Below are 14107 nucleotides of genomic sequence, written 5' to 3' on the forward strand. Positions count from 1 at the left end.
TGAGGGGGGCGACCGAGCGCTCCGGCCGGACCCGCGCCCATGTTGTCAAAGCTCCGATTTGTCGCCGGCAAGATAACCGGCTCGCTCTGGTTCAGACCGGCCGCTTACGCGCTCGTCGCGTTGCTTGCGCTGGCCGCGACGCCGGTCGTCGAGCCGTTCGTGCCCTGGCAGTGGAAAGAGCTGGTCTCCTCGGAGACCAACGAGACCGTGCTCAGCATTCTGGCGTCGAGCCTGCTGGCGGTGGCGATTTTCTCGCTCTCGGCCATGGTGGCGGCGTTACGCGCAGCGTCGAATTCTGCGACGCCTCGTGCAAGGCCGCTTCTGGTGGGCGACGCAGCGGCGCAGAACGCGATCTCCACCTTCATTGGCGCCTTCCTGTTCAGCCTTCTGGGGGTGATCGGCACGCTTCTGGGCGTGTTCAGCCCGACCGGCCGCGTGCTCTTGTTCGTGGCCACGCTCGTGCTCGTGTTCATCGTGGTCGCGACCTTCATCAGATGGCTGCAGCGGCTGTCGAACATGGGCGACGTGATGGAGGCGATCCGCCGGGTCGAGCAGGCGGCTGACGCGGCGTTCAGGACCGGGGCGCCGCTTCGCCGCGCGGACGCGCCTGATCCCCCGCTTTATAAGGACGGCGCGGCGATCTACGCCGAACGCCCGGGCTTTGTTCAGGCGATCGCGCTCGAAAGCCTCGAAGGCCGCTGCGATGCGCTGGGCCGCCGCGCGAGGGTGACGGCGCGCATCGGCGACTTCGTCGACGCTCACGCTCCGCTTCTTCGGCTCGATGCGCCGGTCGCCGACGAGGATGAGGAGGCGCTCAGGGGCGCTCTCACGATCGGCGATGAACGCAGGTTCGACGAGGACCCGCGGCTGGGCCTGATCGTGCTCTCCGAGATCGCGTCCAAAGCGCTGTCGCCGGGCATCAACGATCCCGGCACCGCGATCGGGGCGATTCGCGCCGCCCAGCGCGTGCTCGACCGCTGGCGCCGCCGCGCCGAACCGCGAGAAGCGCTGGGCGGCGACACGCGCGTCCATCTGCCGCCGCTCAGTCCGGAAGAGGTTTTCGAATGCGCTTTCGGGCCGATCGTGTTCGACGGCTGGGATCGGCCTGAGGTCGCCTCGACCCTGCTCAGCGTCTACGCCGGTCTGCGCGACGCGCTTCCACGCCTTTACGGGCCTGCCGCCGAGGCCATGGCGGCAGACCTGATCGAGCGGTGCGGCGTTATGGACCATGAGGCGGACCGCAGGCGTATCAATGCCAAGGCGGCGCGGCTCGGGTTCGCGCCGGAGGGTGGAGGCCGGGCCTGAACAGCGTCGCCGCCGGCGGCAAGGTGCGGCTTAAACGCCGCGCCTTGCTGCGAACCGGGCCCGTCAGCGGCCCCGCGTACTGGACCGGGCCGGGCTCGCGTTGCATATACGAGGCGAAACCATAACCCCTGTCAGAGGACGGCCATGCTCGGTCTGCTCTCGAAAATCTTCACCTGGTGGAACGGCTCCACCGCCGGCGCGTCCTTCACGATCTGGCGCAGCGGCGAGCTTGTCGGTCAGGACGACTTCGGCAACCGGTATTTCCGGGAAAAGAAGGGCGGCACCGGCGCGGACGGCAAGCAGCGCCGCTGGGTGGTCTATAACGGCTACGCCGACGCCAGCCGCATTCCCGCCGACTGGCACGGCTGGCTGCACCACACCTTCGACGAGCCGCCCACCGAGGCGCCGCTGCCGCGCCGCGCCTGGGAGCTCGATCACCAGCCGAACATGACCGGCACGGTGCACGCCTACCGTCCCGGGGGCTCGCTCTGGGCCGGTCCGCAGCGCGAACGCCAGAAGACGGTCGGCGATTACGAGGCCTGGAAGCCGGGGGACTAGACGATGCGTGGTGGAGCGGTTCTGGAGACGGTGCTCGGAGTGCTGGTGCTGATCGCGGCCGGCGTCTTCACCGTCTATGCGCAGGGCCGGCTCACCGAAGGCCCGGGCCGCGACGGCTATACGGTCGTTGCGCGCTTTGATTCGGTCGGCGATCTCACTCGCGGCGCTGAAGTGCGCGTCTCCGGCGTGCCCGTCGGCGCGGTCGAGTCGATCTCGCTGGATTCCGAGACCTTTTTCGCGCGCGCCGAGCTCAACATTCGCGGCGACGTGCAGATCCCCGAGGACTCCACCGCCCGCATTGCTATGGCGGGCCTGCTCGGCGGCGCCTATGTCGCGATCGAACCGGGCGGGGCGATGGAGACGCTGGAGCCGGGCGGAGAGATCGAATTCACCCAAGGTGCGGTCGACATGTTCGACCTGATCGGCGAAGCGGTGATGAACCGCGGCGGGTCGAATTAGACGTCACGCTTTCGCCTGAAACCGGGGACAGGATCAGCACCATGCTTCGACCCATGCTTCTCATCGCCGGTCTGATCGCCGCCGCGCCCGCCCTTGCGCAGAACGTCGGCGCCGTTCAGGAGCCGCAGCCCCGTTCAGGTCTCGACGCGGTTCTGGCCGAGCGCGCAGAACGCCGACAAACCCGGAGCCAGGCGCCCGGCTCCGAGCCCGGCTCGATCGCGGTGCTGCGGGGCCTGGACAAGGTCACCGCGCGCACCCGCGACTTTGAAGCGCCGGTCGGCGAGACGGTCGAGTTCGGCGCGCTCGGGATCACAGTGCAGTACTGCCGCAAGCGGCCGCCTGAAGAGCCGCCCGAGGTGTTCGCCTTCGTCCAGGTCGACGACCGGCGCACCGACGGGTTCGGCGTGGAGACCGAAGGCCAGCGGATATTCTCAGGCTGGATGTTCGCGTCGAACCCGGCCCTCAATCCGCTCGAGCACCCCGTCTACGATTTCTGGGTCATCGACTGCAGGAGCTGAGCGCCCGGCAGGCCTTCGGGCAGGGCGAAGAGGTCCGCCTCTGAGTTCAGAGCCTCGGTCAGCATGCGCTGATAGCTGCGCCGGGGCACGGCGACCGCCCCGAAGCGCTCCAGATGCTCGGTCAGGAACTGCGCGTCCAGCAGCCTGAACCCGCCCGCCTTAAGTCGCGCCACGAGGTGCACCAGCGCCGTCTTCGAGGCGTCTGTGGCGCGGGAGAACATGCTCTCGCCGAAGAACGCCGCGCCCAGCTTCACGCCGTAAAGCCCGCCGACCAGATTTCCCTCAGACCAGCACTCGATCGAGTGGGCGTGCCCCTGGGCGTGCATGTCGAGATAGAGCCGCTCGATGCTCTCGTTGATCCAGGTTTCCTCGCGGCCCGGCGCGGGGCTCGCGCAGGCGCGGACAACAGCCGGAAAGCAGCGGTCGATGGTGACGTGGAAGACGTCCTTGCGGACGGTCTTCCTGAGGCTTTTCGAGATGTGGAAGGCGTCCAGCGGGATGACGCCGCGCTCGTCGGGTTCGAGCAGGAAGATGCGCGGATCGTCGCGCGCTTCGGCCATGGGAAACACGCCGCGCGCATAGCATCCCAGCAATTCCCTGACGCCGAATCCGCGCACCGCTCGCTCCCTTCGCCGCCGTCTCATGGCGGCGTCTGAAACGATGCTAACAGCGTGCAGGGTCCGCGGGGAGGGGGCCCGGCTGCAGTCCGCGCAGCCGGGCACAGGCCTCAGCCCTTGGCGCGGTCGGCCAGCCAGCTTTCCAGCCAGCGGATATGGTAGTCGCCGGCGAGGAAGGCCGGCTCTTCCAGAAGCGCCAGGTGCAGCGGGATCGTCGTCTCCACCCCGCCCACGACCATCTCGCCCAGCGCACGGCGCAGGCGCATCAGCGCCTCCTCGCGGCTGCGGCCGTGCACGATCAGCTTGCCGATCATGGAGTCGTAGTAGGGCGGGATCTGGTAACCGGTGTAGAGCCCTGAATCCAGGCGCACGCCGAGCCCGCCGGGGGCGTGGAACTCGGTGACCTTGCCCGGCGAGGGCGTGAAGGTCTCGGGGTTCTCCGCATTGATGCGGCACTCGATCGACCAGCCCTCGAACTTGATGTCGTCCTGCGTGAATTCCAGCGGCAGACCGGCTGCGACGCGGATCTGCTCGCGCACCAGGTCGATACGCGTGATGGCTTCGGTCACAGGATGTTCGACCTGCAGCCGGGTGTTCATTTCGATGAAGTAGAACTCCCCGTTCTCGTAGAGGAACTCCACCGTGCCCGCGCCGCGATAGCCGATCTTGCCGACCGCGTCGGTGACGATCTTGCCGATTTTCGCGCGCGCCTCGTCGTCCAGCGCGACCGACGGCGCTTCTTCGAGCACCTTCTGGTGGCGGCGCTGCAGCGAGCAGTCGCGTTCGCCCAGATGCACGACATTGCCGTGCTCGTCTGCGAGGACCTGGATCTCGATATGCCGCGGCTTGCCGAGATATTTCTCGATATAGACGGCGCCGTCGCCGAACGCGGCTTTCGCTTCAGACGAAGCGGTCTGAAGTGCGCTCTCTAGCGAGGCTTCGTCCTGAGCGACCTTCATGCCGCGCCCGCCGCCGCCCGAAGCGGCCTTGATCAGCACGGGAAAGCCGATCTCCTTGGCCACCCGGCGCGCTTCGCCCATGTCCTCGATCGCCCCGTCGGAGCCGGGCACGACCGGGATGCCGGCTTCGACCGCCGCCTTCTTGGCGGTGATCTTGTCGCCCATTAAGCGGATCGTGTCGGGCTTGGGACCGATGAAGGTCAGGCCGTGGGCTTCGACGATCTCGGCGAAGCGGGCGTTCTCGGACAGGAAGCCGTAGCCGGGGTGGATCGCCTGCGCGCCGGTCACCTCGGCCGCGGCGATGATCTGGGGCACGTTGAGATAGGACCGGCCGGCGGGCGGCGGGCCGATGCACACGCTCTCGTCGGCGAGCTTGACGTGCATGGCGCTGGCGTCGGCTTCGGAGTGCACCGCGACGGTCTTGATGCCCATCTCCTTGCAGGCCCTGTGGACCCGGAGGGCGATTTCGCCGCGATTGGCGATGAGAATCTTGTCGAACATGACCTGCGCCCTAGCCGATGATGAACAGGGCTTCGCCGTATTCCACCGGCTGGGCGTCGTCCACGAGCAGCTCGACGAGCTTGCCCGATTTCGGCGCGGTGATGGGATTGAAGGTCTTCATCGCCTCGACCAGAAGGATGGTCTCGCCTTCCTTCACGCTGTCGCCGGCCTTCTTGAACTGGTCCGCGTCCGGGCTGGGGCGCAGATAGACCGTGCCGACCATCGGCGAGGTGACCGCGCCGGGATGGCTCTTGGGATCGGCGGCGCCGGAGGCGGCGGGCGTTTCGGGCGGGCTGGACTGGGCCGGCGCGGGCGCCGCGGCGGGGGCGGGCGCGTGCATGGCGGGCGCGGCGTGGTAGACCGGCGCTGCGGTGATCTCGCGCGCCACGCGGATGCGCAGCTCGCCCTTCTCCACTTCGATCTCGGTCAGCTCGGTGTCCTTGAGGATGTCGGCGAGTTCGCGAACGAGCTTGGAATCGATCTGCGGGCGGGACGTGTTGGACGCCATGAGGTCAGGACCCTTCTTGTTCTTCAGATGCGCGCCGGACCAGCCGCGCGGCCGCTTCGAGGCCCAGCACGTAGCTGAACGCGCCGAAGCCGGTGATCGAGCCCTCGGCGGCCTTCGCGGCATAGCTCGTATGCCTGAAAGCCTCACGTCGGGCGGGGTTGGACAGATGCACTTCTACGGCCGGTACGTCCACCCCCTGCAGCGCGTCGAGCAGCGCGACGGAGGTGTGGGTGTAGGCGGCGGGGTTGATCACGATCGCCGAACCCTCGCGCCCGGCGCGCTGGACGAGATCGACCAGGCCGCCTTCGGAATTGGTCTGTTCGAACACGATGCCCACGCCCAGCCGCTCGGCGGTCTCGGCGCACAGCCGTTCGATGTCGGCCAGCGTGTCGCGGCCGTACACTTCCGGCTCGCGGCTCCCGAGCAGGTTCAGATTCGGGCCGTTCAGAACGAAGATCGGCTTCAACGGGACACTCCGGCGCCGCGCGCCTTGACGAAACGCGACGGTTCTACGACGTGAAGGCCTTGAACGACAAGCACGACCGGTAATCGGGAGCGGGCATGAGTGAAATCACGATCACCGTCAACGGCGAATCCCGGATCGCCCCGGCGGGCCTGACGCTCTCAGGCTTTCTGAACCATCTGGGGCTGGACCCGCGCAAGGTGGCCGTCGAGCGCAATCTCGAGATCGCGGCGCGGTCCGATTACGACACGGTCGAGATCGAATCCGGCGACCGGCTGGAGATCGTTCACTTCGTGGGCGGGGGCTAGGCCTTCGGCTTGAACGAGCCCGCCACCGACAGCACCACGCCGACCGCGGCGCAAACGAGACCGATGACCAGAAGCGTCAACGAGGCGCGATCCGGACCGCCCTCGAAGGTCCGCCAGAGGCTGTAGAGCAGGGTGACCGCGGCAAGGCCCCAGACGAACGCGACGATGTAGGCGACAGGTCCAGCGCTTTTCTTGACCGGCGTTTCTGGCGTCTCTGACATGACAGGCTCCCTCCTTTACCGTGCCGAATAAGGATATACGCGCTCACGCGCGCTGTCATTCGCTGCGGCGGCGCCGGGCGGGTGACGCCGCCTTCGCGGCGCGCTAGGAGACAGGCCATGACCCAGACCTCGACGCCTTCCACCGACACCCTGACCGTCGCCGGCCGCGAACTGAAATCGCGCCTGATCATCGGCACCGGCAAGTATGCGAGCTACGAGCAGAACGCCCGCGCGCTCGAAGCCTCCGGCGCGGAGATGATCACCGTTGCGGTCCGGCGGGTGAACCTGTCCGATCCCTCCCAGCCGCGCCTGGTCGATTTCATCGATCCTGAGAAATACGTCTTCCTGCCCAACACGGCGGGCTGTTTCACTGGGGAGGACGCCGTCAGGACGCTGCGCCTGGCGCGCGAGGCGGGCGGCTGGAGCCTTGTGAAGCTCGAAGTGCTGTCAGATCCCAAGCACCTCTACCCCGACATGGCCGAGACCCTGCGGGCCACCGAGATGCTGATCAGGGAAGGCTTCGAGGTGATGGTGTATTGCTCGGACGACCCGGTCTACGCCAAGCGCCTGGAGGAGGCGGGGGCCTGCGCGATCATGCCGCTGGGCGCGCCGATCGGCTCGGGCCTGGGCATCCAGAACCCGGTCAATATCCGGCTGATCATCGAAGGGGCGAAAGTGCCGGTGATCGTCGACGCCGGGGTGGGCACCGCGTCGGACGCCGCGATCGCCATGGAGCTCGGCTGCGACGCGGTTCTGATGAACACCGCCATCGCCGAGGCCAGGGATCCGATCTTGATGGCGAGCGCGATGAAGCACGCCGTCATCGCAGGCCGGCAGGCCTATCTCGCAGGCCGCATGCCGAAGAAGAAATACGCCGATCCGTCGAGCCCGCTGGCGGGATTGATCTGACCTCAGCTTTCCAGCTGACGGTCCAGAGCCTCCTGCAGGGCGTCGAGATCGGCGCCCGGGATCACCGCGTCGCCGACCACGAAGAAGGGCGTGCCGCGCACGCCGATCTGCCGGGCGAGGTCGTCGACCTCGGCGAGCTCTTCACGCACCGCGTCTGAGTCCATCGCCGCGCGCATGTCCGCCACGTTCACGCCCGACTGCTCGGCGAGCTCGTCGATACGCGCCGAGGGCAGGGGGCCGTTCGCGGTCATCAGTGCGTTGTGGAACTCGAGATAGGCGTCCGGCGCGATCTGCCAGACCGCGAGCGAAGCGCGCGCGGCCTCGAGCGACTGCTCGCCGCGCACCGGCCATTCCTTGAAGACGAACCGGACCTGATCGCCGTGCGAGGCGAGGGTCTGCTGCACCCAGTCGTTGGTCAGTGCGCAGAACGAGCAGCGATAGTCGAAGAACTCGACGATCGTCACGACGGGATCCGACGCGCCTGCGACCGGCGTTCCGCTGTCGCCTTCCAGAGCTGCGGCGTTGGCCGCGACCGCGTCCAGCGTGGCGCGCTGTTCGCGTTCGCGGGCGCGGCGCTGCAGCTCGATCAGGGCTTCCTCGATGATCTCCGGATTTTCCAGGATGTAGGCGCGAACGATCTCCTCGATCGCCTCGCGATCGCGCGGCTCGGCCTGGGCCGAGGCGTCGTCGCCGCCCGAACAGGCGGCCAGCGTGGCGGCGAAAAAGACGGCGGCGATCGCTCTGAACATCATAGGGCTCCGTAACATGGCCGGGCAGGTGTAACCGCTCGCGGTGCGGCGGTCCAACCGTTACGCGATCACGAGGGCGTCAGTTGAACGCGGGGTCGGTGAAGTTGGGCCTGCGCACGCGTTCGGCGCGGTTCCACTGGCGGATTTCGCGATCGCTCGGTTGTGTGACGGCGATGATCTCTGCGGCGCGGATCCAGGCCTCGGTGCCGCGCTCGAGCTCTTCCTTGGCGCGCTGAGCGAAGATGTGCGCCTGCATTTCGTCGCCGACATGATAGGCCCGCTCGGCGGTGGCCAGCTCGGCCATCGCGGTCTCGCCAAGCGCCTGATGGGCGAGCGATTTCTGGAACCAGCCGAACGCGTTGTCGGGCTCCTCGACCAGCGCCACGTTGAGATGGCCGACGGCCTCGCGCACGAGGTCTTCATCGCCCGAGGCGATCAGCGCGCCGGCGAGGCCGATCCGCAAGAGCGCCGCCTGCGGCAGGGCCTCCACCGCTACGCGATAGGGCGCGATCGAGTCCTCGATCCGCCCGCTCTCATAGAGCATCTGGCCCTTCAGCTCGTGAAAGAACGGGTTGTCCGGCTCTTCGGCCAGAAGGCCGTCGGCAGCCTCTACGGCGCGGTCGGTCAGCCCCTGCTTGTAATAGGCCACGGCGCGTGCGTATTGGGCTGGAACGGATTGGTCGCTTTCCGGATAGCGCTCGAAGGTCTGGGCGGGCGGCGCCATGAACCCGATGATCTTGGCCTGCAGCCGTCGAAGGGTGGCGATCTCCTCAGCCGTGTCCTCGACATCGGCGTAGGGGCTGCCTTCGACATTGCGGCGCAGGGCCGAAACCCGGTCCGCGCTGAGCGGGTGAGACCGGAAATACTCCCAGCGGCGCTGGAAGCTTACGCGCTCCTGATAGGCGAGGCGCTCGAAGGTCGCGACAAGACCGCGGCCTGACTGGCCGGTGGCGGTGAGGAAACGTACGGCTGCCTGGTCGGCGGCGGCTTCCTGGCCGCGCGAATAGCGCAGCATGTCCATGGTGGCGAACTGAGGCGCGGACGCGATGATCGCTGCTCCGGCGTCTCCCGCTCCGGCCAGCGCTGCGATGAGGCCGATGCCGATAGAGGCGGCCATGGTCGCCATGCCGCCGCGGGCGGCGTCCTGCATCCGCACGAGGTGGGCGCCTTCGATATGGCCGATTTCGTGCGCGATGACGCCTTTGATTTCATTTGGGTTGTGGGCGAGCACGATCGTGCCGGTGTTCATGAAGATGTTCTGCCCGCCCGTGACGAAGGCGTTGAACTCCATGTCGCCGACCAGATAGAAATCGACCGAGCGCGGATCGAGCTCCGCCGCTTGAAGAAGCGGGTCGGTATAAGCCCGCATCTCCATCTCGATTTCGGTGTCACGGATAAGGCCTTGGGCCGCAGCCGAGGCGGTGCCCAGGCTGACCGCGCCGAGCGCCGCAAGGGCGGTGCGTGTGATCGTTCGAACCAGTCCGGCCATCGCCGTCTCCGTCGCCGCGGCGCGCCGTCTTCAGCGCGCCTGCCGATCCCCCAGGCTTTCGATATATGCAAGACTAGCGCCGAATTAAGGCGCGAGGGACCCCTGTTGGCAGGAGCGGCCGCCGGGCGCCCCCTCGCGCCCGGCTCCGCCCGGTTCTCAGCTCAGGCCGAGAAATTTCGAAGATCGCTGCCACCAGCCGCGTTTGCGCGGCTTGGGCGAGCCGTCCTCGTCGGTTTCTTCACCGCCTGCAGCGCCGTCTCCGGTGGCGCCGGCCTTGCCCGGTTCCTGCTGGATAGAAGCGGGCGCTTCGGCTTTCGCCGCGGCCGGTTCGGGCGCGGGTTCGGGCCGGGGTTCGGCGGCGGGGCTTTCGTCGACGACGGGCGCCTCCGCAGTTTCGGGATCGGCCGCGGGTTCGGTTTTCTTCTTGCGAGTCCGGCGTTTGGGCTTGGGCTTTTCTTCAGCGGCGGGCTCGGCGGCGGGCGCCTCGTCGATCACCGGTGCGTCCGCTTCGGCGGGTTCAGCCGCTTCGGCTTCAGGCTCGGCGGCCTTGCGGCGGCGGCGGCGTTTGGGCCGCTCTTCGCTTTGCGGTTCGGGCGTCTCCTCGGCGCTGACGGGCGCGGACTCCACCGCCTCAGCCTCTGATTCCGCCTTTTCCGGCGCGGGTTTGCGGCGGCGGCTGCGGCGCGGCTTGCGCTCCCCCTCGGCGTCGGAGGACGAGGAGAAATCGTCGCCGCCGGTGGGTTCGACGACCTTCAGAACGTCGTCGGCATCATCCTGACCAGAGCGGCCGGCGTCATCACCGGAACCGCTTTCATCATCACCGCGGCCGTTTTCGTCGTGACCGCCGAGCGCGTCGTTCGCCTCGAAGTCGGACCGGCCGCTTTCCTCGCGGCGGCGGCGATTACGTCCGCCGCGCCGGCCGCGCCGGCGCCGCTTCTTGCCGTTCCCGTCGTCCTCGCCGGACGCCTCGCGGCGGTCGGAGCGGTCAGAGCGGCCCGATCGTTCGGACCGTTCGCTGCGTTCTTCTTCGTCGAGCTCGTCGATGACCTCGTCAGGCGTGGTCTCCTCGACGTCCGCAGCTGTGATAGCGGGCGCTTCAGCCGCGGCGACCGCTTCGGCGCGGGCGGCTTCCTTGCGGGTTTCCAGCCTGTCGAGCTTGCAGTCAGGGCGCACCAGGGAGGCGTCCGCGTCCACGGTCACGCGCATGTCGTAGCGCTGCTCGATCGCGTTCAGCGTCTCGCGCTTTTCGTTGAGCAGGTAGAGCGCGACTTCGGCGGGGCAGACCAGGCGCGCATGGGCGGTGCGGCCGCGCACGCCTTCTTCTTCCAGGGTGCGCAGGGCGACCAGGGCGCTTGATTCGATCGAGCGGACATGGCCCGCGCCGCCGCAATGCGGGCAGGTGTCGGTGGAGCCTTCGACCAGCGAGGTGCGCCGGCGCTGACGGCTCATCTCAAGAAGGCCGAACTGGCTGATCCGGCCGACCTGCAGGCGGGCGCGGTCGCGCTTGAGCGCGTCCTTCATCTTCTTTTCGACCTGACGGACGTTCTTGTTCTCGTCCATGTCGATGAAGTCGATGACCAGAAGCCCGGCCAGGTCGCGCAGACGCATCTGGCGCGCGGCTTCCTCGGCGGCTTCCAGGTTCGTGCGCAGGGCGGTCTGCTCGATATTGCGCTCTTTGGTGGACTTGCCCGAGTTCACGTCGATCGAGACCAGCGCCTCGGTCGGGTTGATCACGATATAGCCGCCCGATTTGAGCTGCGCGGTCGGCGAGTGGATCGCCTCGAGCTGGCTTTCCACCTGATGGCGCAGGAAGAGCGGGGTGGCGTCCTTGTAGTGCTGGACCTTCTTGGCGTGGCTGGGCATCAGCATCCGCATGAAGGCCTTGGCCTCCTTGTAGGCTTCCTCGCCCTCGACCTGCACCTCCTCGATGTCCTTGTCGTAGAGGTCGCGGATCACGCGTTTGACGAGATTGCCTTCCTCGTAGATCAGCGCGGGCGCGCTGCTTTCCAGCGTGGTGGTGCGGATGTTCTCCCACAGCCGGATCAGATACTCGTAGTCGCGCTTGATCTCGGCCTTGGTGCGGTCAGCGCCCGCGGTGCGAATGATCAGGCCCATGCCGCCGGGCACGTCGAGTTCGGCCACGGCGGACTTCAGCCGCTTGCGGTCGGCGGCCTGGGTGATCTTGCGCGAAATGCCGCCGCCCCGGGCGGTGTTGGGCATCAGCACCGAATACCGGCCGGCGAGCGACAGATAGGTGGTCAGCGCCGCGCCCTTGTTGCCGCGCTCCTCCTTGGCGACCTGCACCAGCAGAACCTGGCGGCGCTTGATCACCTCCTGGATCTTGTACTTGCGCATGAAGTTGCGGCGCTTCTTGGCCGCTTCGTCGACGAGATCGTCCTCGTCGTTCAGCGTTTCGGCCTCGTCGTCGCCGTCGCCCGATCCGCCGCTGTCGGAGAAATCCTTCGCCAGCTCGGCTTCCTGCTTGCGCAGCTCCTCGCGGTCGGCGTGCGGGATCTGGTAGTAGTCGGGATGGATCTCGTTGAAGGCGAGGAAGCCGTGCTTGTTGCCCCCGTATTCGACGAAGGCGGCCTGGAGCGAGGGTTCGACCCGCGTCACCTTGGCCAGATAGATGTTTCCTCGAATGGGCTTCTTAGAGGCGCTCTCGAAGTCGAATTCTTCAACGCGGTTGTTTTCGACCACGACCACCCGGGTCTCTTCCGGGTGGGCGGCGTCGATCAGCATCTTGCGGGACATGCACGAAAACTCCATGCCGAGCGCGTTCGGCCCGGGTCCTCGTCGGACACGGGCTGGAAAGGCTGCGGCGATTGCGGGAGCGCGCGGCGGGAGCGGGAGCCGAGGTCGGAATGATCTGAGCTGACTCGTGCGCTGCGCGCATGGGTTGGTTCGTCCTTCGAGGCCGCGTGCGGCGGAGGGCCGGCCTTCGCCGTTCCCTGCCGGACGCGCCGCGTCCCCGTAGCTTGTGTGGCGCCGGCGCGGGCGGGCTGAGCCGGCCTGCGCGTCGTCCAGGAAAATCGTTCGTTCCGGAGTTCGAGGGCGAGGGACGCCCCGGCGTCGTCCGGGTCTCCGAGACGCCCGAAGCCGCCTTTGCGAGGCGATCCGGACCGGTCTGCGGATAGCTCACATTGCACCATATCCGAAGCGATGAAAAGCGACCTTCGCCATGTTAGAAAGCGTTGACGGCTCGCTAACCGAATCGCAAGGCGTGCGGGTCTAGAGTGTGCTCCGATCGCGCGATCCGCCCGGCTTACAAGAGGCGGACGCGCAACGGCAGACCAAGGATGGTGACGGCCATGGCGCGGCTCGCAACAGCGTTTCTCGTGTTTGTCTTCGGCGCGCTCGGCGCGGCGCCGGCGTTCGCGGACGAGGTGACTGCGGTGCGATTCGGCGCGCACGCGGACTACACCCGCATCGTCATCGAGACGTCCGAGCCGGTGACGGCCCGCGCCTACACCCTGTCCGAACCCGTCCCGCGCCTGGTGGTGAGCTTCGACGCCGCCTCCTGGAACGTGGCCGGGCTGTCGAACGCCGCAGGCCGGGGAACCGGCGGGGTGGGGGCTTTCCGGTTCGACCGCGAGGCGCTGTCGCCGCGCATCGTCTTCAATCTCGACCAGCCCTACACCGTCACCCAGGAGCTGAGCCTGGAGCCCAACGGCGGAGGCTGGCGCACGGTCGTCGACATTGCGCCCGCCGCTGAAGCGACCTTCCAGCGCCTGTCGGGCTTTCCTGCGCCCGAGCTTACGCTCGACGACATTCTGATGCGCGAAGTCGGCGTCCTGCCGCCCAGCTGCGAGGCGATCAAGGTCGTCGTCGATCCCGGCCATGGCGGCCGCGATCCCGGCGCGACGGCGCGCTTCGGCGGCCTTCATGAAAAGGATATCGCGCTCGCCGCGGGCCTCGAGCTGCGCGATCTTTTGCGCGCGACCGGCCGCTATCAGGTGACCATGACGCGGGACACCGACGTGTTCGTCGATCTCTACGAGCGGGTGGACATCGCACGGCGGGCGAACGCGAACCTGTTCATCTCGCTTCACGCCGACGCTTCGCCCAACAGCTCCGGGCCGAGCGGCGCGACGATCTATTCGATGAACCCGCGTGCGGTCGCCCGCGCCCGCGACCGGGCCGAGCGCAACGGCGACTGGGTGGACTCCAACCGCCCGGAAGAGGTCACCGAGATCCTCCGCGACATGGTCGTCACGCTCAAGCAGAGCAATTCCGAGCAGTTCGCCGACGCGCTGCGCACCGAGGTGGGCCGGGCCGGTCCGCTGTGGAAGGACACGCCCATGCAAGCGAACTTCGCCGTGCTGACCGATCCCGAAGTCCCCGCCGTTCTGTTCGAGATGGGATTCATGACCAACCGGGCGGACTCCGCGCGGCTGAACAATGCGAACGAGCGCCGCCGGCTGATGAACGCCGCGCTGGCGGCCATCGAGTCCCACTTCGCCTATTGCGGCGGCGGCGAGCCTGCGCCGCGCTATGTCGCCCGCAACGGATCGGGCGCGGCCTCGACCGCGCGCTGATCGCG

The 14107-nt window shown here is 67.7% G+C and carries 15 protein-coding genes; 7 read left to right on the forward strand and 8 right to left on the reverse strand.

The annotated features are described in order from the left end of the window. Window positions 1-39 precede the first annotated feature (39 nt). From ABL308_11230 to ABL308_11245, 4 genes are all read left to right on the forward strand, one after another. Window positions 40-1305, forward strand: coding sequence for a DUF2254 domain-containing protein (locus ABL308_11230; protein ID XBQ15525.1), 1266 nt, complete (start codon window positions 40-42; stop codon window positions 1303-1305). A gap of 144 nt (window positions 1306-1449) precedes the next feature. After that, window positions 1450-1863 (forward strand): NADH:ubiquinone oxidoreductase subunit NDUFA12, encoded by a 414-nt coding sequence (locus ABL308_11235; GenBank protein ID XBQ15526.1) that lies wholly within the window; start codon window positions 1450-1452, stop codon window positions 1861-1863. Between the two features lie 3 nt (window positions 1864-1866). Then, complete coding sequence (mlaD, locus tag ABL308_11240; protein XBQ15527.1) at window positions 1867-2322, forward strand: outer membrane lipid asymmetry maintenance protein MlaD; 456 nt, start codon at window positions 1867-1869, stop codon at window positions 2320-2322. A gap of 41 nt (window positions 2323-2363) precedes the next feature. Beyond that, window positions 2364-2840, forward strand: coding sequence for a DUF2155 domain-containing protein (locus tag ABL308_11245; protein XBQ15528.1), 477 nt, complete (start codon window positions 2364-2366; stop codon window positions 2838-2840). Here ABL308_11245 and aat read toward each other — a convergent pair. The 4 genes from aat to aroQ form a co-directional block, all read right to left on the reverse strand. After that, the gene (aat, locus tag ABL308_11250; GenBank protein ID XBQ15529.1) at window positions 2807-3457 is read right to left on the reverse strand and encodes a leucyl/phenylalanyl-tRNA--protein transferase; all 651 of its coding nucleotides are present in this window, start codon (window positions 3455-3457) and stop codon (window positions 2807-2809) included. The two genes, ABL308_11245 and aat, sit on opposite strands and share 34 nt — an antisense overlap. 110 nt (window positions 3458-3567) lie before the next feature. Then, complete coding sequence (accC, locus tag ABL308_11255) at window positions 3568-4917, reverse strand: acetyl-CoA carboxylase biotin carboxylase subunit (GenBank protein ID XBQ15530.1); 1350 nt, start codon at window positions 4915-4917, stop codon at window positions 3568-3570. Window positions 4918-4927: 10 nt separating this feature from the next. Continuing rightward, on the reverse strand, window positions 4928-5425 hold the full coding sequence (gene accB, locus ABL308_11260; protein ID XBQ15531.1) for an acetyl-CoA carboxylase biotin carboxyl carrier protein: 498 nt from the start codon (window positions 5423-5425) through the stop codon (window positions 4928-4930). Window positions 5426-5429: 4 nt separating this feature from the next. Continuing rightward, window positions 5430-5891 carry a type II 3-dehydroquinate dehydratase gene (aroQ, locus tag ABL308_11265; GenBank protein XBQ15532.1) on the reverse strand — a complete coding sequence of 154 codons (462 nt, stop codon included), beginning with the start codon at window positions 5889-5891 and terminating at the stop codon, window positions 5430-5432. 95 nt (window positions 5892-5986) lie between these two features. On the opposite strand from aroQ, the gene thiS reads away from it, so the two are divergent. Next, window positions 5987-6196: a sulfur carrier protein ThiS gene (gene thiS / locus ABL308_11270; protein ID XBQ15533.1), complete on the forward strand. Its 210-nt coding sequence runs from the start codon at window positions 5987-5989 to the stop codon at window positions 6194-6196. Here the strand turns inward: thiS and ABL308_11275 are convergent. Beyond that, window positions 6193-6417, reverse strand: a complete 225-nt coding sequence (locus ABL308_11275) for a hypothetical protein (GenBank protein XBQ15534.1) — start codon at window positions 6415-6417, stop codon at window positions 6193-6195. The genes thiS and ABL308_11275 overlap by 4 nt on opposite strands. A gap of 117 nt (window positions 6418-6534) precedes the next feature. Here ABL308_11275 and ABL308_11280 point away from each other — a divergent pair, with 117 nt between their 5' ends. Further along, a complete protein-coding gene (locus tag ABL308_11280; protein ID XBQ15535.1) occupies window positions 6535-7326 on the forward strand; it encodes a thiazole synthase in 792 nt (263 codons plus the stop codon). A gap of 2 nt (window positions 7327-7328) precedes the next feature. On the opposite strand, the gene ABL308_11285 is transcribed toward ABL308_11280, so the two are convergent. From ABL308_11285 to ABL308_11295, 3 genes are all read right to left on the reverse strand, one after another. Next, on the reverse strand, window positions 7329-8075 hold the full coding sequence (locus ABL308_11285; GenBank protein XBQ15536.1) for a DsbA family protein: 747 nt from the start codon (window positions 8073-8075) through the stop codon (window positions 7329-7331). Between the two features lie 79 nt (window positions 8076-8154). Continuing rightward, window positions 8155-9564: a M48 family metalloprotease gene (locus ABL308_11290; protein XBQ15537.1), complete on the reverse strand. Its 1410-nt coding sequence runs from the start codon at window positions 9562-9564 to the stop codon at window positions 8155-8157. A 156-nt stretch (window positions 9565-9720) separates the two neighbouring features. Continuing rightward, entirely contained in the window at window positions 9721-12318 is a 2598-nt protein-coding gene (locus ABL308_11295; protein ID XBQ15538.1) for a ribonuclease E/G, read from the reverse strand. A 557-nt stretch (window positions 12319-12875) separates the two neighbouring features. On the opposite strand from ABL308_11295, the gene ABL308_11300 reads away from it, so the two are divergent. Further along, complete coding sequence (locus tag ABL308_11300; GenBank protein XBQ15539.1) at window positions 12876-14102, forward strand: N-acetylmuramoyl-L-alanine amidase; 1227 nt, start codon at window positions 12876-12878, stop codon at window positions 14100-14102. Window positions 14103-14107: the final 5 nt, after the last annotated feature.

This window comes from Oceanicaulis sp., from assembly GCA_040112665.1.
Taxonomy (GTDB): Bacteria; Pseudomonadota; Alphaproteobacteria; order Caulobacterales; family Maricaulaceae; genus Oceanicaulis.

Coding starts and splice junctions, on each gene's coding strand:
- ABL308_11230 (XBQ15525.1), top strand. CDS start 40: ATGTTGTCAAAGCTCCGATTTGTCGCCGGCAAGATAACCGGCTCGCTC.
- ABL308_11235 (XBQ15526.1), top strand. CDS start 1,450: ATGCTCGGTCTGCTCTCGAAAATCTTCACCTGGTGGAACGGCTCCACC.
- mlaD (XBQ15527.1), top strand. CDS start 1,867: ATGCGTGGTGGAGCGGTTCTGGAGACGGTGCTCGGAGTGCTGGTGCTG.
- ABL308_11245 (XBQ15528.1), top strand. CDS start 2,364: ATGCTTCGACCCATGCTTCTCATCGCCGGTCTGATCGCCGCCGCGCCC.
- accC (XBQ15530.1), bottom strand. CDS start 4,917: ATGTTCGACAAGATTCTCATCGCCAATCGCGGCGAAATCGCCCTCCGG.
- accB (XBQ15531.1), bottom strand. CDS start 5,425: ATGGCGTCCAACACGTCCCGCCCGCAGATCGATTCCAAGCTCGTTCGC.
- thiS (XBQ15533.1), top strand. CDS start 5,987: ATGAGTGAAATCACGATCACCGTCAACGGCGAATCCCGGATCGCCCCG.
- ABL308_11275 (XBQ15534.1), bottom strand. CDS start 6,417: ATGTCAGAGACGCCAGAAACGCCGGTCAAGAAAAGCGCTGGACCTGTC.
- ABL308_11280 (XBQ15535.1), top strand. CDS start 6,535: ATGACCCAGACCTCGACGCCTTCCACCGACACCCTGACCGTCGCCGGC.
- ABL308_11285 (XBQ15536.1), bottom strand. CDS start 8,075: ATGTTCAGAGCGATCGCCGCCGTCTTTTTCGCCGCCACGCTGGCCGCC.
- ABL308_11290 (XBQ15537.1), bottom strand. CDS start 9,564: ATGGCCGGACTGGTTCGAACGATCACACGCACCGCCCTTGCGGCGCTC.
- ABL308_11295 (XBQ15538.1), bottom strand. CDS start 12,318: ATGTCCCGCAAGATGCTGATCGACGCCGCCCACCCGGAAGAGACCCGG.
- ABL308_11300 (XBQ15539.1), top strand. CDS start 12,876: ATGGCGCGGCTCGCAACAGCGTTTCTCGTGTTTGTCTTCGGCGCGCTC.